Source organism: Kitasatospora sp. NPDC053057 (genome assembly GCF_044546945.1).
Lineage (GTDB): Bacteria > Actinomycetota > Actinomycetes > Streptomycetales > Streptomycetaceae > Kitasatospora.
The window spans coordinates 47,683-67,000 of sequence record NZ_JBITZP010000020.1 but is presented as its reverse complement, the minus strand read 5'-3'; the positions used below and the strand labels follow the sequence as shown (position 1 = coordinate 67,000).

16 protein-coding genes are annotated in these 19,318 nt (G+C 70.5%); 3 read left to right on the top strand and 13 right to left on the bottom strand.

The genetic code is table 11. The annotated features are described in order from the left end of the window. Positions 1–196 precede the first annotated feature (196 nt). From ACIG5E_RS21765 to ACIG5E_RS21705, 13 genes are all read right to left on the bottom strand, one after another. A complete protein-coding gene (locus ACIG5E_RS21765) occupies positions 197–2,011 on the bottom strand; it encodes a hypothetical protein (protein ID WP_396535665.1) in 1,815 nt (604 codons plus the stop codon). 189 nt (positions 2,012–2,200) lie between these two features. Next, entirely contained in the window at positions 2,201–3,094 is an 894-nt protein-coding gene (locus ACIG5E_RS21760; RefSeq protein WP_396535664.1) for a glycosyltransferase, read from the bottom strand. Positions 3,095–3,389: 295 nt separating this feature from the next. Further along, entirely contained in the window at positions 3,390–3,767 is a 378-nt protein-coding gene (locus tag ACIG5E_RS21755) for a DUF2304 domain-containing protein (RefSeq protein ID WP_396535663.1), read from the bottom strand. Then, entirely contained in the window at positions 3,764–4,453 is a 690-nt protein-coding gene (locus tag ACIG5E_RS21750; RefSeq protein WP_396535661.1) for a glycosyltransferase family 2 protein, read from the bottom strand. Before ACIG5E_RS21750 ends, ACIG5E_RS21755 begins: the two co-directional genes overlap by 4 nt. Positions 4,454–4,538: 85 nt before the next feature. Beyond that, positions 4,539–5,861 (bottom strand): hypothetical protein, encoded by a 1,323-nt coding sequence (locus ACIG5E_RS21745; RefSeq protein ID WP_396535659.1) that lies wholly within the window; start codon positions 5,859–5,861, stop codon positions 4,539–4,541. A gap of 135 nt (positions 5,862–5,996) precedes the next feature. Beyond that, positions 5,997–8,060, bottom strand: a complete 2,064-nt coding sequence (locus ACIG5E_RS21740) for a hypothetical protein (RefSeq protein WP_396535657.1) — start codon at positions 8,058–8,060, stop codon at positions 5,997–5,999. A 230-nt stretch (positions 8,061–8,290) separates the two neighbouring features. Continuing rightward, on the bottom strand, positions 8,291–8,737 hold the full coding sequence (locus ACIG5E_RS21735; RefSeq protein ID WP_396535655.1) for a GtrA family protein: 447 nt from the start codon (positions 8,735–8,737) through the stop codon (positions 8,291–8,293). Then, positions 8,734–9,693, bottom strand: coding sequence for a glycosyltransferase family 2 protein (locus ACIG5E_RS21730; protein ID WP_396535653.1), 960 nt, complete (start codon positions 9,691–9,693; stop codon positions 8,734–8,736). The genes ACIG5E_RS21735 and ACIG5E_RS21730 overlap by 4 nt, the downstream gene beginning before the upstream one ends. Positions 9,694–9,880: 187 nt before the next feature. Further along, positions 9,881–11,074, bottom strand: coding sequence for an elongation factor Tu (gene tuf / locus ACIG5E_RS21725; protein ID WP_396535651.1), 1,194 nt, complete (start codon positions 11,072–11,074; stop codon positions 9,881–9,883). A gap of 190 nt (positions 11,075–11,264) precedes the next feature. Then, entirely contained in the window at positions 11,265–13,370 is a 2,106-nt protein-coding gene (fusA, locus tag ACIG5E_RS21720; RefSeq protein WP_396535649.1) for an elongation factor G, read from the bottom strand. Positions 13,371–13,409: 39 nt separating this feature from the next. Then, positions 13,410–13,880, bottom strand: a complete 471-nt coding sequence (gene rpsG / locus ACIG5E_RS21715) for a 30S ribosomal protein S7 (protein ID WP_030055803.1) — start codon at positions 13,878–13,880, stop codon at positions 13,410–13,412. A 2-nt stretch (positions 13,881–13,882) separates the two neighbouring features. Beyond that, positions 13,883–14,254, bottom strand: a complete 372-nt coding sequence (gene rpsL, locus ACIG5E_RS21710) for a 30S ribosomal protein S12 (protein WP_014144289.1) — start codon at positions 14,252–14,254, stop codon at positions 13,883–13,885. 424 nt (positions 14,255–14,678) lie between these two features. Beyond that, positions 14,679–15,221, bottom strand: a complete 543-nt coding sequence (locus ACIG5E_RS21705; RefSeq protein ID WP_396535647.1) for a DUF1707 and DUF4190 domain-containing protein — start codon at positions 15,219–15,221, stop codon at positions 14,679–14,681. A 274-nt stretch (positions 15,222–15,495) separates the two neighbouring features. Here ACIG5E_RS21705 and ACIG5E_RS21700 point away from each other — a divergent pair, with 274 nt between their 5' ends. From ACIG5E_RS21700 to ACIG5E_RS21690, 3 genes are all read left to right on the top strand, one after another. Next, on the top strand, positions 15,496–16,332 hold the full coding sequence (locus ACIG5E_RS21700) for an ABC transporter ATP-binding protein (protein ID WP_396535645.1): 837 nt from the start codon (positions 15,496–15,498) through the stop codon (positions 16,330–16,332). Further along, entirely contained in the window at positions 16,329–17,945 is a 1,617-nt protein-coding gene (locus ACIG5E_RS21695; protein WP_396535643.1) for a transporter, read from the top strand. Before ACIG5E_RS21700 ends, ACIG5E_RS21695 begins: the two co-directional genes overlap by 4 nt. A gap of 71 nt (positions 17,946–18,016) precedes the next feature. Further along, a complete protein-coding gene (locus ACIG5E_RS21690) occupies positions 18,017–19,318 on the top strand; it encodes a DUF2786 domain-containing protein (RefSeq protein ID WP_396535641.1) in 1,302 nt (433 codons plus the stop codon).

The window sequence follows — 19,318 nt, the reverse complement described above, 5'->3', positions numbered from 1 at the left end:
CGGCGTAGAACTCACGCTTGACGGCCATCACGGGAACGACGAGTACATGGGACTCGCTTCCAGTCCTCCCGGCGGGAGGCGCGCAGCATCGGCACTCAACCGAGCAACTTGGACATACTGCCACATGGAGCAGCCCGGATGCCAATCGGGGCCGGTGAGGCGTACCTCACCGGCCCCGATGGGGTGGTCCCGCGGCTCAGGCCTTGCGCCAGAGCACCCAGCCGCGGTCCTTGTCGTACTTCGCGACGTGCCAGCCCGGCAGGGGCTTGTCCCAGCTGGACTGCGGCGTCCCGTCCTTGGGGAGGGTCAGCAGGATCGCGGTGGCCTTCTCCGGCGGGGTGTTGCCGTGCTTCACGTTGCTGGTCCAGACCCGGCCCCAGTAGACCTCGAAGGCCAGCGACGTCCGGGCGCCCCAGTCGAGGTCCCAGTCCAGGACCACGTTGTCGCCCTTGCCCAGGCCGGCCTCCTTCGCCAGGCCGACGGCCTCGTACTCGCGGAACCTGGAGTGCGGCTGGGCGACGTTCTCGGTCACGGCGACCGTCGCGTAGGCGGCGAAGAGCGCCAGGCAGGCCACCACGGCCGCGACGACCCGGCGACCGCCGGCGACCCGCAGCAGCAGGCAGGCGGCCAGCACGGCGAGCGCGCCGACGGTCGTCCGGCCCATGTGCAGGCCCTCCCAGGTGGAGGCCAGGAACTGGGCGTCCGGCACCGTCCACGGGATGGCCCAGGCGTTGAGCTTGCGGCCCGCGTACTCGGTGACCGACAGCCCGGTCAGCACGACGACCACCACGCCGAGCGCGGACAGCTTCAGCAGCGGGCGCTTGCCGGAGCGGAACAGTGCGACCAGGCCGACCACCATGAACACCGGCACCAGCACGGCGCAGTACCGGGCGTACACCCAGTTGTCGACGCGCTCGGTGTCCGCGAGGCCGGCGGCGGAGGCCAGCGCGGTGCCGCACAGCATGGCGATCATGCAGAAGGCCACCACCCGGTCGGCCACCGGGAACCGGCGGCGGAACACGGCCACCGCGCACAGCACGAAGGCGACCGCCCCGAGGCCGTAGGTGGAGGCCATGAAGTACCACAGCTCGCCGAGGGTCCGGACGATGATCGTGCCGAGGTATTTGCTGTCCTCGAGGTTGTCGAGGACCTTGTTGCCCACGCCGGCCCCCGGCACGTCCTTGAACTGGCTCGTGACGAAGTCGGCCAGCAGCTTGCTGCCCAGGTAGGCCACCCCGAGCGCGCCGATCCCGGCCACCGAGGAGAGCCGAGGCGCCCAGCCGAAGGCCAGCACCACGACGAGGACCAGCGCCGTCAGTGCCACCACCACGCCGCCGCGGTCATGGGTGGCCATCGAGTAGCCGGCGGCCAGGCTCATCGCCACCGCGTAGAGCGAGCGGCGGCGCGGCGATCCGGGCGAGAGCCAGCCGTGCATCGCGATCAGCCAGATCAGCAGGAGCACCGGGAGGACGGTGTCCGTCATGACGAACTGGGAGTAGAAGATCACCGGCGGCAGCAGCGCCACGGCGGTCCCGGTCAGGAACGCGTGCGGCCGGGACAGGCCCAGGCGGCGGGCCGCCACGAAGACCAGCGGGAAGACCAGCGCGTTGAGCACCGCGTTGATGACCATGATCAAGTGGTACGCGGTGGCCGGGTCGTCGGCGATCCGCAGTGCCGGCGAGATCAGCAGCGAGTAGCCGCCGGGGATGATCACGCCGGTGGGCATCTCGGTGGTCGGCCGACCGGCCAGCACCCGCGCGATCGCGAGGTAGCCGTCCTCGTCCGCGTGCACCGAGGGGTAGTAGTTGTGGATCGACAGCGCCAGCCGGAACGCCGTCTGCCCGAGATAGCCGAGCAGCAGCGCCACCGGCCAGAACCAGCGGCGTGCGGCGAGGTCCCCCAGACGGACCATGACGGCCGAGGGCGTCGTCCTCTCGGCGGCCCCGGCCGCGTTCCCGTCACCGTCCTGCCTCAACGCCTGCCCGTCGGACTCGCGGGCGGAATCGGTCAACGGCTGCACCGGGGCACTTCCCTTGTTGTTGGAACCAGCACTTGTCATGTCCTACTTGCAGGTGCGCCGCGCGTCGCCCGCACGCACCCCACTCCTTGGATCGCTCGCGAAGTCTGCCATGCGGCCTGGTGTGGAGCCAGTGTGATCATTCCGTGCGAAGCCCGGACACAGCCCCCGTACCGGGCCGGGTCAGCTGCTGCGGACGGCGCGGCCGACCATGGCGCCGGCGTGGGCGAAGTCGCCCGCGCCGAGGCGTCCGGCGGCCACCATCAGGGCGTGCAGCCGGGAGGAGAGGTGCAGGTCGGCCGAGCGGGCCGCGGCGTTCCAGCCCTTGGCACGCAGCTCCTTGGCGATCAGGGCGTAGTACTTCAGCTCCTCGTCGAAGCGCTTGCCGTCCTTGACCCGGTTCGAGGAGTCGCTGGCCTGGTGGCGGCGGTAGCGGAACACCTCGCGCTCGTCGACCAGCAGGTTGCCGCCCTCCATCAGCATGTCGACCATGAACGCCAGGTCGTGGACGGCGTCGATGTCCGGGCGGTACGGGATCTTCGACAGCGCGGACTGCCGGTAGAGGAGCGAGGGGGTGTACAGCCAGTTGCCGGACAGCAGGCTCTTCACCGCGTCCTCGCCGCTGATCAGGCCGGCCTTGCGGGCCGGGGCGGCGATCCGGCGCTTGACCTTGTCACCGATGCCGAGCGCCGGCACCAGGACCCCGTCGCTGTCCATCACCTTCACGCCCGGCTGGACCGCGATCGCGTTCGGGTCGGCCTTCATGCGCTCCAGGACGACGTCCAGGTAGTTCGGCTCCAGCAGGTCGTCGGCACCCATCATCGAGACGAACTCGCGCTCGGCCAGGGTGGACGCCTTGTAGGTGTTGCCGTTGGGGCCCAGCCGCTCCTCGTTGCGGACGTAGCGGATCCGCTCGTCGTCCAGGCTCTCGATGTACTCCAGCGCCCGGTTGCCCGGGTACTGGTCGTCCACCACGGTCAGCCGCCAGTCCTGCTGGTGCTGGGCCCGGATGCTGTCGATCGTGGCGAACAGGTATTCCGGGTCGCCGTAGTACGGGATGACGAAATCGACGCTCATGGCGGCGCCGCACCTCCTGGTCCTGGGTCGTGCTTCGGTGCCGACCGGCCGCGGCCGCCGGGCGAGCCAAGTCAACCAGCTTTTTCAAACGCTCGCGTCGGCCGGGTCGTCCGCCCCGGGGCCCGTCGGCGCGTGCCGGCGTTCGGGTACGTCACCGATCGGAAAGTCAGGCCGGCGGAGCAGGCCGGGGGCTGAGCCCCACCGCCTACGGCTGAGGGCCGGACCCCGTCAGGGGTGCCGGCCCTCAGCCGTAGGCACTGCGCCGTTGGTACCGCGCCGTCGTGACCGCTCGGGATCAGCGGTCGGAACCGACCGGGGTGTCCAGGCGGTCGTTGTTGTGGCGGACGCCCTCGGTGATGGCCACGGTGCGGGCCAGGTCCGTGAGCTTCTTCTCCAGCGAGCGGAAGCGCAGGTAGGTGTTGAGGGTGAGGAAGCCCATGGCGATCACCATCAGGTAGAGCACCAGGTCCGTGCCGCGGCCGACGCCGAGCGCGGTGGCCAGCTTGGTCACGCCGGTCGGCCACAGGATGGCGACGACGTTGGCGATCACGAACAGCGCGAAGGCGATGCGCTTCCACGCCCGGGTGTTCGCGGCGTCCCAGCGCCGGACGAACAGGAGGGCCATGGCCACCGCGGCCACGACCAGGATCAGCTGGATCCAGAGGTGATTCATCGGCGGTTACGCTCCCGCAGCGAGATGTCGAAGAGGATGTTCACGCCGTTGATCAGGGACTGGCCCTTGGCGCGCGAGTAGTCGGTGTAGAGGATGTCCACCGGGACCTCGGCGACCCGGAGGTCCGAGCCGGCGAGGAAGGAAACGATCTCCGAAGCGTGCGCCATGCCGTTCATGGTGATCTTGATCCGGCTGGCGGCCTCGCGGTTCATCACACGCAGACCGTTGTGCGCGTCGGTGAGCTTGAGCTTGCGGGCCGTCGGGCTGACCGCGGCGGCGGTGCGGAGCACCACGCGCTTGATCCACGGCACCTGGCCGGTCTGCTCGATGAAGCGGGAGCCGAGCACGATGTCGGCCTCGCCCTCGCGCAGCAGCGCCACCATCTTCTCGACATCCACGGTCTGGTGCTGGCCGTCGGCGTCGAAGGTCGCGAAGTACTCGGCGCCCTTCTGGGCCAGCGCGTACTTCAGACCGGTCTGGAGTGCGGCGCCCTGCCCCAGGTTGACCGGGTGCCGCACCAGGTGGGCGCCGGTCGTCATGACGTGCTGGGCCGTGTCGTCGGTGCAGCCGTCGTCGACCACCACGATGTTCGGGAAGGTCTTGCGCGCCCCCTCCACGACCTCGGCGATCACCTGGCCTTCGTTGTAGGCCGGGATCACCAGCCAGACGTTGTCATACTCGGACACAGGTGCTCCATGCTTGGCGAACGGCACGGCGGCCCGTGCCTCGGGTCTGTCTATCGGTGATGGTCATGGCGTCGGGCCCCGCACCTCAGGACGTCCGCAGCGGCTGTGCTGCGGACCGGTCGGTCGGGACGGCGGCGGGACGGGACGGGAACGCGCGGTAGAGCGACCACAGCATCAGGACCGCGCTGACCAGCGAGCCGGCCAGGTAGGCGAGCTCCGCGCGGAGGCCGACGTTACCCGGAGCGAGCGCGACAGCCACCAATGCTACGGAACCGGCGGTCCAGCCCACCAGCTGACGGCGGTGCTGGGCACTCGACATCAACGCCTGGCCGAAGACCGTCGCGAGGACGTAGCAGAGCGTCCCGAACACCAGCCAGACGAAGTCCAGCGGTCCGAGCACGTCCTTGGCGTTGAACAGCAGCGGGTTGAGCTTGGACCCGAGCACGATCACCGGCAGGCCGCCGCCGATGCACATCGCGGCGACGATCGCGGTGGTGCGGGTCAGCACCTTGCGGAACTCGGCGTGGTTGCCGGCCGCGGCGGCGCCGGAGAGCGCGGAGACCATCGAGGCCTGCAGGGCGCTGTAGGCGAACAGCGGCGCCCGGGCCATCACCACGGCCTGGCCGACCGCGAAGACCAGCGCGTCGGAGGCCTCGGAGTGCTTCGGCGAGAGCAGGCGCACGCAGACCACGGTCGCGTTGACCACCAGCTGGCTGAGCATCACCGAGGCGATCAGCAGGCCGAGGCCGCTGGTCAGCTGCTTCCAGGAGACCTCCGGCCCGGGGGTGCGGTCGGCCAGGGTGTCCCGCAGGCCGATCAGCGAGGCCACCAGCGGGGAGACGAAGAGGATCAGGCCGAAGACCATCGCCGAGTGCAGGCCGACCGCCGCCGCCAGCCCGGCCAGCCCGATGCGCAGGCCGCCGTCGACCGCCAGCTGGGTGCCGTACGGGCCGAACAGCCCGAGACCGGCCAGCGCGCCGCGGGCGACCGAGCTCACCGCGAGGCCGGCCAGGCCGCCGGCCAGTGCGACCACCAGACTCCGGTCACCGCTGAACAGCTGGTCGGCGATCGGGCGGGCGGCGATCGCCAGCACCGCGCAGACCGCGACCAGGATCGCCATGGCGAGCAGCAGCATCCGCCGCACCGCGGGCAGTGCTCCGTGCCCGGCGACCTTGCGGGCGGCCACCAGTCGGGTCAGCTCCAGCTCGACCGGCTGGAAGAGTCCCCATCCCACGGACATCACGATGGTCCAGAGCATCGTCACCCTGGCCGCGCCGACGGTGCTCAGGCTGTAGCCCACGAGCGCCATGTAGACGTACGCCGAGGCTCCGAGCACGACCGTGCCACCGACCACGAGCCGCGCCCCCGGGGGAAGCGCCCCAAGCAGCTTGGCGATCGGGTTCTTCATCACATGACCACCGAATTCACCGGCCGGCCGTGCCACACGCCTCCGCACGAGGCCGGCCAAGCCGTGCGATTGCTGTGAATAGTAGCGGGTGGCCGTGAATGCTCAGTGCGCACGGGCATCGCCTCGGAGGTCATCTCAGACGGTCCCGGGGAAGGTACGGCCCCACGGCTGGGTCCAGAGGAGCCCCTGATCGCTCAGCACATTGACCGTCAGGCCGTTCTTGGCCAGATCCCGCTTGATCCGGTCACCCACGGAACGGTCGGCGGTCAGGATGGTCGGCGTCGGGTGCGGCGCGGGGAGCTTCTCGATGGCGCCCTTCAGCCTGCCGAAGGAGCGCTGGTAGTCCTCCTCCTTCACCTGCGGACCGCCGATGTCCACCCAGTGGATGTCGTACAGCGCCTTCATGTCGCCACCGCGCCGGTTCATCAGCGAGGCGAGCCAGGTGGCCTTGAGGTTCTTGACGTCGTCGTTGGAGACCAGCGCGATCACCGGTCCGTCGCCGCGCAGGACCTTCAGCGCGTCCATGCCCTTGGGGCCCATGTCGGTCTCGAACGAGCCGCGGCCCCAGACCACCAGCGGGTTGTTGGACCACGCGGACGGGGCGTCCTTGGTGGCCAGGAAGCCCCACTGCACGTTGGCGAAGAGGCTCAGTGCGGCGGCGACGGTCAGCCCGGAGAGCGCCACCTCGCCCAGGCGCCGGGTCAGCGCATTGCCGGTGCCCCGGTGGGGCGTCTGCAGGACCGCCCCGACCGCGCCGATCGATATCAGGGCGACCACGACGCCCACGGCCGTCATCTTGTGGAAGTAGTACGAGTACTTGCCGATGGTGTGCAGCTGGTAGACCGCGAAGGCGCTGAGCAGGCCGCCGGTGCCGAGCAGCACCGCCAGGTGCGCCCGGCCGGTGGCGGTGCGGCGGGTGCGCGGCATGGCCGCCGCCAGCAGCCCGAGCAGCCCGCCGCCGATGAGGATCGACCGGTCCGCGCTGACGCTCGGGCCGCTCATGTTCGAGGCGCTGGCCACGTCCAGATCGCCCATCACCGAGAGGACGCTCGGCAGCGCGGCCACGCCCAGCGCGCACGCCAGCGCGCCGAGGGTCCACCACCAGCGCCCGGCGAACCTGCGCCGGTGCACCACCAGCGCGCCCAGCAGCGCCGCGCCGACGAAAGCGCCGTAGATGTTGTACGTGTAGGTGACGGCGATCAGCCCGGCGGAGGCGACCAGCAGGAACTCTGTTCGGCCCATCGCCGGCCGGATCAGCACCGCGAGCGCGAGCGCGATCAGCAGCAGGCCGATGAACGTCGAGTCGAAGCCGTGGACCAGCAGGTCCAGGTAGTTGCTGGCGAACATGATCGCGCCGACGGTCGCGCAGACCGCCGCCGCCCGCCAGCCGCGCAGCCGCGGTCCGCCGATCCAGCGAGCCGCCCAGACCAGCGCGGTGCAGAACAGCGCGTACGCCACCAGCAGGTACAGGAAGTACCGGTTCATGGTCTGGATCATGTCGCCGGGGTCGGCGGCGGAGTGGACCAGCGTGTCGGTCCAGGCCAGCAGGAAGTGCGAGCCCTGCGGGTAGGTCACCTCGGACGGCGGTATCAGGTAGGACCTGGCGGCTTCCTGGTGGAGGAAGTCGAAGCCTCCGACACTCTGGATGCCGGAGAAGAAGGAGAAGTGCGAGAGCCGGTCCTCCGCCGTGGCGAAGTAGGCGACCCGCTCGGCCGCCGACGCGCCGGCGACGGGGTGGAACAGGTAGTGCCAGACCCCGGCGAAAGTGCCCAGCACCAGCAGGTCGGACCAGCGGAAGCGCAGCGGCAGCCGGGGGGCGCGCCTGGCGGCCCATGCGGCCGTGGTCAGCACGCTGAACATCACACCGGTGGTGGCCGTCGGCGACAGGCCCCAGGGCCAGAGCGAGAAGACCAGGCCGAAGGTCAGCACCGAGCCGGCCAGGATCAGCCCGGCGACGAAGAGCCGGTCGAGCAGCACACCGCCGACCCGGATCACGGCGGCGACCGCGAGCAGCAGCAGCGGCAGCAGCACGACGCCCAGGTGCAGCGCGACCAAGCCGGCCGGCACCAGCCAGGACAGGGCGAGCCCGCCTGCCAGGACGATCGGGTTGCGCCGCGACCGTCTACTGTCCGCGGGCGAAGGCGGCGGCCCCGACGGCACGGTCGGAATCTGGATCTCGCTGTCGAGCGAGCTGTGCATGGTCGACACGATGCCGTGCCCCTCCGGTTGAGTCCCTGCCGCCCGTCTCCCCCCTACCGGGTCCGGACTTCCGCTACCGTCTGCGGGCAGGCTGCAAGGTCCTCAGCATACCGACGGTGACATTGACCCAGACGGCCCAGGGCCCCCACGGACCGCCTGCGAACTCGCGCGCGAACGCGGCCCGCCCGCCGAGCGGGCCCGGGCGGTCAGCGGCGGAGCGGATCCGCCGGTCAGGACCCGGAGGGCCCGGACTCCCGGCCGCGGAAGACCCAGACCTTCAACAGCACGAACCTCGCCACCGTGGCCAGCCCGTTGGCGACGATCAGCCCGCCGACCTCCACCGGCCGGGACGCGTGCGGCACCACCCGGTCCAGCAGGGCGAGCACCCCGGCGCTGAGGCCGAGCCCGATCAGGAAGGCCACCGCGCCCTGCAGCTGGTGGCGGACCATCCCCTGCGAGCCGACCACCCCGAAGGTGAAGCGGCGGTTGGCCGCCGTGTTGGCCACCGCGCTGACGGCCAGGGCGATCAGGTTCGCCGCCTGCGGGTCGGTGAACCACCGCGCGACGACGAACAGCCCCAGGTAGAAGACCGTGCTCAGGACGCCGATGACCAGGAAGGACGGCAGCTGGCGGCGGGGCCCCGGGGTGGGAGCGGCGGGTTGCCCGGTCAGCGTCACCGGCCCCGGCCCCGCTCGTCGCCCTCGGCCGAGTCGTAGCCGACGAAGTAGGTCGGGCGCGCCTGCACCGCGGAGTAGATCCGGCCGACGTACTCCCCCAGCAGCCCGACGCAGATCAGCTGCACGCCGCCGAGGAACAGCATCCCGATGAACAGCGAGGACCAGCCGGGCACCGTCGAGCCGAGCGCGTACGAGACGGTGGCGTGGATCGCGAGCGCGATGCAGACCACGAAGCTCACCAGGCCGAGGTAGGTGGCCAGCCGCAGCGGGGCGGCGGAGAAGTTGGTGATGCTGTCCAGCGCGAGCCGCACCATCTTGGACAGCGGGTAGTGGGTGCCGCCGGCCACCCGCTCCTCGCGGACGTACACCACCTCGCCGCTGGGGAAGCCGAGCCACGGCACCAGCAGCCGGTAGACCGGCTGGTGCTCGGGCAGCTGCTTGAGGGCGTCCACGGCGTTGCGGCTGAGCAGCCGGAAGTCGCCGGCCTGGTTGGGCATCCGCTTGCCGACCAGCTTGCGCATCAGCCAGTAGTAGGCGCCGGCCGACCTGCGCTTGAAGGCGGTGTCGGTGCCGCGATCCCCGCGCACGCCGTAGACCACGTCGAGGCTCTGCTCGCGGGCCAGGTCGAGCATCTCCGGGATCTTCTCCGGCGGGTCCTGCAGGTCGGCGTCGATGCTGACGACGTAGTCGCCGAGCGCCCGGTGGATGCCCGCGGTGAGCGCCGCCTGGTGGCCGGAGTTGCGGGCGAAGCGGACGATCCGGAACTCCGGCCAGTCCTGCCGGATCTTCTGCATCAGCACGGGTGTGGCATCCCGGCTGCCGTCGTCCACGCCGACGACCTCGTAGTCGACGCCCAGCCCGTCCAGGATCGGACGCAGCCGCTCGACGGTCAGCGGGAGCGCCTCCTGCTCGTTGTAGATCGGCATCACGACCGACAACAGCGGTGCCGTAGACATGCGTTGGGTCCCACTTTCCGCGACGGCGGGGGCTGGATGGTGAGCCGACCATAACAGTCGGCCATGAGCTGTCCGTGAGAGGAAGTGCGCCCAGGTGAGCGCCGGGTTACACGCCGAAGGGCCCCACGCACCGCAAGGTGCGTGGGGCCCTTCGGACTGGCCTGTGCGAGGCAGGTCAGATCATCAATTACTTGAGGATCTTGGTGACCTGGCCGGCGCCGACGGTGCGGCCACCCTCACGGATGGCGAACTTCAGGCCCTCCTCCATGGCGATCGGCTGGATCAGCGCGACGGTCATGGCGGTGTTGTCGCCCGGCATGACCATCTCGGTGCCCTCGGGGAGGGTCACGACGCCGGTCACGTCCGTGGTACGGAAGTAGAACTGCGGGCGGTAGTTGTTGAAGAACGGGGTGTGGCGGCCACCCTCGTCCTTCGACAGGATGTACGACTGGGCCTCGAAGTCGGTGTGCGGGGTGACCGAACCCGGCTTGATGATGACCTGGCCGCGCTCGACGTCCTCGCGCTTGATGCCACGGAGCAGCAGACCGACGTTCTCACCGGCCTGGCCCTCGTCGAGCAGCTTGCGGAACATCTCGATGCCGGTGACCGTGGTGGTGGTCTTCTCGGTCTTGATGCCGATGATGTCGACGGTCTCGTTGACCTTGAGGATGCCGCGCTCGATGCGACCGGTGACGACGGTGCCACGACCGGTGATCGTGAAGACGTCCTCGATCGGCATCAGGAACGGCTGGTCCACGGCGCGGGCCGGGGTGGGGATGTTCTCGTCGACGGCCTTCATGAGGCCGAGGAGCTTCTGGCCCCACTCGGCGTCGCCCTCGAGGGCCTTCAGCGCGGAGACGCGGACGACCGGCAGGTCGTCGCCCGGGAACTCGTACTCGGAGAGCAGCTCGCGGACCTCGAGCTCGACGAGCTCCAGGATCTCCTCGTCGTCCACCATGTCGGCCTTGTTCAGGGCGACGACGATGTACGGAACGCCGACCTGGCGGGCCAGGAGGACGTGCTCCTTGGTCTGCGGCATCGGGCCGTCGGTGGCGGCGACCACCAGGATGGCGCCGTCCATCTGGGCGGCACCGGTGATCATGTTCTTGATGTAGTCAGCGTGACCCGGGCAGTCAACGTGCGCGTAGTGACGGTCCTCGGTCTGGTACTCGACGTGCGCGATCGAGATGGTGATACCGCGCTGACGCTCCTCCGGGGCCTTGTCGATCTGGTCGAACGGCGTGAAGGGGTTCAGGTCGGGGTACGCGTCGTGCAGCACCTTGGTGATGGCCGCGGTCAGCGTGGTCTTGCCGTGGTCGATGTGACCGATGGTGCCGATGTTGACGTGGGGCTTCGTCCGCTCGAACTTCGCCTTGGCCACTGAGTCCTCCTGAGGACAGTTCCTGTACGCCGTGCTGACGTCAGTTGGTCTTTGATCGGGCCCGGTACGGGTGAAGCACCTCGCACCGGCCCGTGGGTGGGGGCCGGAGGCCCCGGGAGAATCCGAGCGGATCCTCCCGGGTCGCCTCCTAATAGCCTAAGGGGTGTGAATCATCCCGAATGTCGGGACGTCACTCGCCCTTCGACTTGGCGATGATCTCCTCAGCCACGGCCTTGGGGACCTCGGCGTACGAGTCGAACTGCATCGAGTAGCTCGCGCGACCAGAGGTCTTGCTGCGCAGGTCACCGACGTAGCCGAACATCTCGGAGAGGGGCACCAGCGCCGTGACGACGCGGGCACCGTGACGCTCGTCCATGGACCGGATCTGGCCACGGCGAGAGTTGATGTCGCCGATCACATCGCCCATGTAGTCCTCGGGCGTGGTGACCTCGACGGCCATCATCGGCTCGAGGAGGACCGGCTTGGCCTTCCTCGCGCCTTCCTTGAAGGCCATCGAACCGGCGATCTTGAACGCGAGCTCGGAGGAGTCGACGTCGTGCGACTGACCGTCGAGCAGCTTCACGCGGACACCCTGCAGCGGGTAGCCGGCGAGAACACCGAACTCCATGGCCTCCTGGCAACCGGCGTCGACCGACGGGATGTACTCCCGCGGCACGCGGCCACCGGTGACCTGGTTGACGAACTCGTAGCCCTCGGCCTGCTCGAGCGGCTCGATCGCGATCTGCACCTTGGCGAACTGACCGGAACCACCGGTCTGCTTCTTGTGGGTGTAGTCGATGCGCTCGACGGCCTGACGGATCGTCTCGCGGTACGCGACCTGCGGCTTGCCGACGTTGGCCTCGACCTTGAACTCACGGCGCATACGGTCGACGAGCACCTCGAGGTGCAGCTCGCCCATGCCCGCGATGATGGTCTGGCCGGTCTCCTCGTCCGTGTTGACCTGGAAGGACGGGTCCTCCTCGGCGAGACGCTGGATGGCGACACCCAGCTTCTCCTGGTCACCCTTGGACTTGGGCTCGATGGCGACGCGGATGACCGGGGCCGGGAAGTCCATGGACTCCAGGATGACCGGGTTCTTCTCGTCGGCCAGCGTCTCACCGGTGGTGGTCTGCTTCAGGCCCATGACGGCGACGATGTCGCCGGCGCCCACCGACTCGATCTCCTCACGCTTGTTCGCGTGCATGCGGTAGATCTTGCCGATGCGCTCCTTCTTGCCCTTGACGGCGTTCAGCACCGAGGTGCCGGACTCCAGGCGGCCGGAGTAGATCCGGACGAAGGTGAGCTTGCCCAGGTGCGGGTCGGACATGATCTTGAACGCCAGCGCGGCCAGCGGCTCGTCGTCCGAAGCCTTACGGGAGATCTTGGTCTCCGGGTCGTTCGGCTTGGTGCCCTCGATGGACTCGATGTCCAGCGGCGACGGCAGGTACTTGACGACCGCGTCGAGCAGGGGCTGAACGCCCTTGTTCTTGAAGGCGGTACCGCAGAAGATCGGGGTGAAGTCCGAGTTCAGGGTGCCCTTGCGGATCGCGTCCTGCAGCAGCTCGACCGGGATCTCGGCCTCTTCGAGGGCGAGCTCCATGATCTCGTCGCTGACGTTCGAGACGGTGTCGATCAGCTGGGTGCGGTACTCGTCCGCCTGCTCCTGCAGCTCGGCCGGGATGTCGACGACGTCGTACATCTCGCCCTTGGCGGCCTCGGCCGACCAGACCAGCGCCTTCATGCGGACCAGGTCGACGACGCCCTGGAAGTCCGCCTCGGCACCGATCGGCAGCTGCATCACCAGCGGGGTGGCGCCGAGGCGCTCCACGATGGTGTCGACGCAGAAGAAGAAGTTCGCGCCCGTGCGGTCCAGCTTGTTGATGAAGCAGATGCGCGGGACGCCGTAGCGGTCAGCCTGCCGCCACACGGTCTCGGACTGGGGCTCGACACCGGCGACACCGTCGAACACCGTCACGGCACCGTCGAGGACGCGCAGCGAACGCTCCACCTCGACGGTGAAGTCGACGTGACCCGGGGTGTCGATGATGTTGATGGTGTTGTCGACGCCGTCGACCGTCCAGTGGCAGGTCGTCGCGGCCGACGTGATCGTGATGCCGCGCTCCTGCTCCTGCTCCATCCAGTCCATGGTGGCAGCGCCATCGTGGACCTCACCGATCTTGTACGAGACACCGGTGTAGAACAGGATCCGCTCGGTGGTGGTGGTCTTGCCCGCGTCGATGTGCGCCATGATCCCGATGTTGCGGACCCTGGCGAGGTCAAGGGAGGTTGCAGCCATGGTGGCTCGTTCTCTCTCTGTCTAGTGACGGGGTACGGACTACCAGCGGTAGTGCGCGAAGGCCTTGTTGGACTCGGCCATCTTGTGGGTGTCCTCGCGACGCTTCACGGAAGCGCCCAGACCGTTGCTGGCGTCGAGGATCTCGTTCATCAGACGCTCGGTCATGGTCTTCTCGCGACGGGCGCGGGAGTAACCGACCATCCAGCGCAGCGCCAGGGTGCTGGCACGGCCCGGACGGACCTCGACCGGAACCTGGTAGGTCGCGCCACCGACACGGCGGGACTTGACCTCGAGGGCCGGCTTGACGTTCTCCAGCGCACGCTTCAGCGTGACGACCGGGTCCGAGCCGGTCTTCTCGCGGACGCCCTCAAGGGCGCCGTACACGATCCGCTCGGCGGTGGAGCGCTTGCCGTGCAGCAGGATCTTGTTGACCAGCTGGGTGACGACCGGGGAGCCGTAGACCGGGTCGATGATGACCGGGCGCTTCGGGGCGGGGCCCTTACGAGGCATTCTTACTTCTCCTTCTTGGCGCCGTAGCGGCTGCGAGCCTGCTTGCGGTTCTTGACACCCTGGGTGTCGAGCGAACCGCGGATGATCTTGTAGCGGACACCAGGAAGGTCCTTCACACGACCACCGCGCACCAGCACGATGGAGTGCTCCTGCAGGTTGTGGCCCTCGCCCGGGATGTAAGCGGTGACCTCGATCCCGCTGGTGAGGCGCACACGGGCGACCTTGCGGAGAGCCGAGTTCGGCTTCTTCGGGGTGGTCGTGTACACACGCGTGCAGACCCCACGGCGCTGCGGGGAGCCCTTCAGCGCGGGAGTCTTGTTCTTCTCGACCTTGTCCTGCCGGCCCTTTCGGACCAGCTGCTGGATCGTAGGCACCGTTTCTCCGTTTTCTTTGTGCCAAGGCTTGGTGGAACTAACCTGCGGTGTCTCCCTCGCACACGACCCCGTGGTCGACCCACGCGGTCGGGTGTGTTGGGCGTTTTCCGACACGGAATCCCATGGCTGATGTACAGCGACGGCGCTCTACGCGCGGTGCGCTGGGAAGCGCTCCGGCTCGGCGCGGCGGCCGGTGTGCATGCACGCACAAGGACCCGGGGACACCCCAGGCACAAGGTCAGAGCGTACCTAGCGCATGGGGCTCGGTCAAAACAAATGCAACGCCGCAGGTCGCGGCCTACGGCCGGGTGTCGCCTCGGTGTCCCGTACGCGACCGGCCGGTGTCGGGCCGCCCTTCACCTGCTCTACCACAGTCGGCGGGTGCCCGCCAGCGGAGCGGCGGCGGCGGGGGGCGGCGGGCGCGCTACGCGGCGGCCAGCAGGATCATCAGCGTCCAGAAGGCGCTGCCCAGGTAGCCGAGCACCAGGCCGAGGACCGCCGCCCAGTCGCCGTCCATGCCGCGCTCGCGGATCTGCGAGCGGGCGATGTGGCCGGTCACCACCGCGGGCAGCGACAGCCCGATCAGGCTGCACACCAGCGAGACCACCGCCAGCACGTTGGTGGGCCGGATCTGCGGCAACGGCGGCGACACCAGGAAGGTCGCCGGAACGGGCTGCGCGGACTGGAGCGGCGCCGCCATCGGCCCGCTCGGCAGGTCGGCCACCAGCGCGGCCAGTTCGCCGTAGGTCAGCGCCCGGGCCGCGGCCTCGTGGCGCTGCTCGTACTCCTGGACGGACAGCCGGCCCTCGGCGAACCCCGCCTTCAGCACGTCCACCGTCCGGTCGCGGTCCGCGTGGCTCGCCCGCATCGCCGCCTGCGGTGGCGGCGCGGGCTGCCAGCCGGCGGCCGCCGGCTGGTGGCCGTGCCGATGGGCGGGGCCGGACTCGCCCCACGATTGAACGGACATCCGCCACCTCCTGGCAGCGCGGCTCCCCGCGCGCTCACTGCTCCTCATAGTGCAGGACGAACAAGGGAACTGAGTAGTTGCCGGATCGAACCGGCGACCGCCGGAACCCGGCCACCGGGGGCGGCCCGCCCCACCCGGTCGGCGGGCACGCTCAGGGGATGCTCAAAGCGGGCGACAGCCCGTTGCCGCGGTGACAGGCTGGGCCGGGAGCAACCGCCCGACCACCCGTACGTCCACCCGTTCGTCCACCCACGACCACAGACAGAAGGCCGCCATGCAGGCGTCAGCACCGTCGCCCTCCGAACCCGGTCCGGCCGGCCACGGCGGACCGGGCACCCCGTCCGCCGTCAGCATCCAAGGACTGTGGAAACACTTCGGCAGCCAGGCCGCCGTGGCCGGGCTCAGCCTGGAACTGCCCGCCGGGGCGTTCATCGGCCTGGTCGGGCCGAACGGCGCGGGCAAGACCACCACGCTGTCCATGGTCACCGGCCTGCTCCGGCCCGACCAGGGCACCGTGCTGGTGCACGGCACCGACGTGTGGGCCGACCCGGTCACGGTCAAGGCCCGGATCGGCATCCTCCCCGAGGGCCTGCGGATGTTCGAGCGGCTCAGCGGGCGCGAACTGCTCCAGTACACCGGCCGGCTGCGCGGCCTGCCCGCCGCCGAGGTGGACCGCCGCACCGAGGAGCTGCTGGCCGTCCTGGACCTCGCCCGGGACGCCGACAAGCTGGTCGCCGACTACTCCACCGGCATGCGCAAGAAGATCGGCCTGGCCGCCGCGCTGCTGCACAACCCCGACGTGCTGTTCCTGGACGAGCCCTTCGAGGGCGTCGACCCGGTCTCCGCCCAGACCATCCGCGGCGTACTCAAGCGGTACGCGGCGGCCGGCTCCACGGTGGTCTTCTCCAGCCATGTGATGGAACTGGTCGAGCAGCTCTGCGACTGGGTCGCCGTGGTCAACGCCGGCCGGGTGATCGCCCAGGGACCGCTGGACTCCGTCCGCGACGGGCGCAGCCTGCACGAGGCCTTCCTGGAGCTGATCGGCGTCCGCGAGGACGACGGGCAGGCGCTCGGCTGGCTCGGTGGCGGGCAGTCCGGGAGCATCCAGTGACGACTGCGACGGTGCCCGACGGGCGGACGGTGGTGCGCGGCCTGGTCGCGCTCAAGCTGCGGCTGCTGCGCAACGGGCTGCGCCGCAGCCCCGGCCGGACCGCCGTGTACGTCATCGGCGGCGTCCTCGGCCTGGTCGTCGCGAGCGGCATGGCCTTCGGCATGGCGGTGCTGAACGGGCGCTACGCCGGGTCCGGGGACACCGGGGTGATGCTGCTCGGCGTGCTCACCCTGGGCTGGGCCGCGCTGCCGCTGTTCCTGTTCTCCAGCGACGAGAGCGCCGACCCGACCAGGCTCACCATGCTGCCGCTGCGGCCCGGCCCGCTGCTGCGCGGATCGCTGCTGGCCTCGCTGATCGGGCCCGGTCCGCTGATCAGCCTGGTGCTGGTGACCGGCGCGGTGCTGTCCGGCGCGGTGGGCGGCGCCTCGGCCGCGGCCGCGGTGGTCGGGGTGCCGCTCGCGCTGCTCTGCCTGGTCACGCTGTCCCGGGCGGTCGCGGCCGGGAACGCCCGGATGCTCTCCAGTCGCCGCGGCAAGGACTTCGCGATCTTCGGCGGGCTGGCCTTCGCCCTGCTCGTCCAGGCCGCCAACGTCGGCTCGCAGAGCATCTTCGGCCGCAGGCACGACAAGGACATCGACCTCAGCCCGTTGAAGCCGATCGCCTCGGTGCTGCGCTGGATCCCGCCGATCAGCGCGGCGGACGCCCCGCGCACGGTCGGCGAGGGCCACTACGCGCTCGGGCTGCTCCAGCTGGCCGCGGCCGGCGCGCTGCTCGTCCTGCTGCTGCGCTGGTGGCGCGGCAGCCTGCGGGAGCTGATGGTCACCGCCGACGCCTCCACCGTGGAGGTGGCGCGCGGGGTACAGAACACGGGCGGCTGGCGCTTCCTGCCCGAGGGCCGCACCGGCGCGGTGATGCAGCGGCACCTGCGATACGCCTGGCGCGAGCCGCGGGCCAAGGCCGCGCTGTTCACCAGCGTCGGGATGACGCTGGTGATCTGCGTGCTGTCGGTGGTCCAGGGCTGGTCGAGCGTCTACCTGCTGGCGATGACCGGGACCTTCCTCGGGCTGCAGATGCTCAACCTGTTCGGCATGGACGGCTCGGCGTTCTGGATGGTCGCCGCCACCCTGCGCACCCCGGCCGACGCCCGGGACGAGCTGCGCGGCCGGGCGTACGCGGTGCTGTCGTACGCCGTCCCGGTCGCCGTGGTGCTCGGGCTGGTGCTGGCCGCCGTCACCGGCGACTGGGCCGGGCTGCCGTCCGCGGTCGGCCTGGCGGTCGCGGTGCTCGGCTGCGGCATCGCGCTCGGCTCGGTGTTCAGCGTGCTCGCGCCGTACACCATGCCGGCCGACAGCAACCCGATGCGCAACGCCGCCCCGGGGCAGGGCGGGCTGATCCTGCTCAACCAGTTCGGCTCGATGATCGGCGTCGCGGTGCTCGCCCTGCCGGTCGGCGGCTACCTGTTCTGGGCGCTCGGCACGGACGGGCCGACCTGGCCGCTGCTGCTGCTCGGCCCGCTGTACGGCGGCCTGATCGCCACCCTGGGCATCCGACTGGCGGCCTCCCGGCTGCTGGACCGGATCCCGGAGATCATGGCCAAGGCCATCGAGCGGTAGATCGGTCTCCCCGGCCCCTCCGGCATCATGGGCCGGAGGGGCCGAACCGTCGAGGAGAGCAGGGACACACCGTGGGCAAGCGCGCGCAGCAGCAGGGCGACGGGAACGCCGGGCCGCTGCTGGAGCAGGCGGTGCGGTCGGTGCTCACCGCCCCCGAGGAGGGGCTGGACCTCGCACTGGACACCGGGGCCTCGCTGCTGGCCGCCTCGGTCGGGCAGTGGCCGGCGGTCAGCCGGGCGCTGCTGGGGTACGCGGACACCGCGGTGGGCCGCTGCTGGTCGGCCGGGTGGCGCCCGGCGGACCTGGTGCGGGTGGTGCGGCGCGGGCTGAAGCCCGTCCACCTGGCGCTCGCGGTGGATCTGATCGCCGCCGAGGGCCGCCGCCACCCCGCCGCGGGCCTGGACCGGCGCTGGCAGGAGCAGCTGCGCGAGCTGGAGGCCGAGGTCTGGTGGCCGGCCGACGAGCAGTACCTCGGGGCGTTCGCCCACCGGCACCGGCTGGACCGCTTCGCGCTCGCCACCGCCGTCCTGGAGCTGCTGCGCAGCTGGGGCCGGCTGCCCCCGATCGCCCCGGTCGGCCCCGCCCCGGGGCAGGCGGGCCAGTCGGCGACGGTGCGGCGCCCCGCCGGGCCGCAGCATCCCGGAGCACTGGCCGGCGAGCCGCGGATGCTGGCCCGGATCCGGGCGCTGCTGGCCAAGGCCGAGTCCACCGAGTACCCGGAGGAGGCCGAGGCGCTGACCGCCAAGGCCCAGCAGCTGATGGCCCAGCACAGCATCGACGAGGCGCTGGTGGCCGCCGCCGCGGCCGACCGGGACACCCCGGCGGCGCTGCGGATCGGCGTGGACAACCCGTACGAGGGCCCCAAGACGATGCTGCTGGACGCCGTCGCGGCGGCGAACCGGTGCCGGGTGGTGTGGGCGAAGGAGTTCGGCTTCTGCACCGTGATCGGCTTCGACGGCGACCTGGACGGCGTCGAGCTGCTCTACACCTCGCTGCTGGTGCAGGCCACCCACGCGCTCAACAAGGCCGGCTCCGGCAAGGACTCTCGCAGCAAGGCGTTCCGGCAGTCCTTCCTGGTCGCGTACGCGGCGCGGATCCGCGAGCGGCTGACCGCCGCCACCGAGCGGACCACCAGTGCCGCCGCGGCCGGCCGCCACCTGCGCGAGGACGGCACCGAGGAGCAGCTGCTGCCGGACGAGCGGCTGCTGCCCGCGCTGGCCGCCCGCTCGGCGGCGGTGGACGAGGAGGTCGGGAGGCTGTTCCCGAAACTGGTCTCGCAGCGGGTCCGGGTCAGCGACGGCGAGGGCTGGGCCGCCGGGCGGGCCGCGGCCGACCGCGCCGCGCTGCACGGGCGGGGCGAGATCCACACCTGA

Coding starts and splice junctions, on each gene's coding strand:
- ACIG5E_RS21755 (WP_396535663.1), bottom strand. CDS start 3,767: ATGAATCACCTCTGGATCCAGCTGATCCTGGTCGTGGCCGCGGTGGCC.
- ACIG5E_RS21730 (WP_396535653.1), bottom strand. CDS start 9,693: ATGTCTACGGCACCGCTGTTGTCGGTCGTGATGCCGATCTACAACGAG.
- ACIG5E_RS21745 (WP_396535659.1), bottom strand. CDS start 5,861: ATGAAGAACCCGATCGCCAAGCTGCTTGGGGCGCTTCCCCCGGGGGCG.
- fusA (WP_396535649.1), bottom strand. CDS start 13,370: ATGGCTGCAACCTCCCTTGACCTCGCCAGGGTCCGCAACATCGGGATC.
- ACIG5E_RS21705 (WP_396535647.1), bottom strand. CDS start 15,221: ATGTCCGTTCAATCGTGGGGCGAGTCCGGCCCCGCCCATCGGCACGGC.
- ACIG5E_RS21760 (WP_396535664.1), bottom strand. CDS start 3,094: ATGAGCGTCGATTTCGTCATCCCGTACTACGGCGACCCGGAATACCTG.
- ACIG5E_RS21740 (WP_396535657.1), bottom strand. CDS start 8,060: ATGCACAGCTCGCTCGACAGCGAGATCCAGATTCCGACCGTGCCGTCG.
- ACIG5E_RS21700 (WP_396535645.1), top strand. CDS start 15,496: ATGCAGGCGTCAGCACCGTCGCCCTCCGAACCCGGTCCGGCCGGCCAC.
- rpsG (WP_030055803.1), bottom strand. CDS start 13,880: ATGCCTCGTAAGGGCCCCGCCCCGAAGCGCCCGGTCATCATCGACCCG.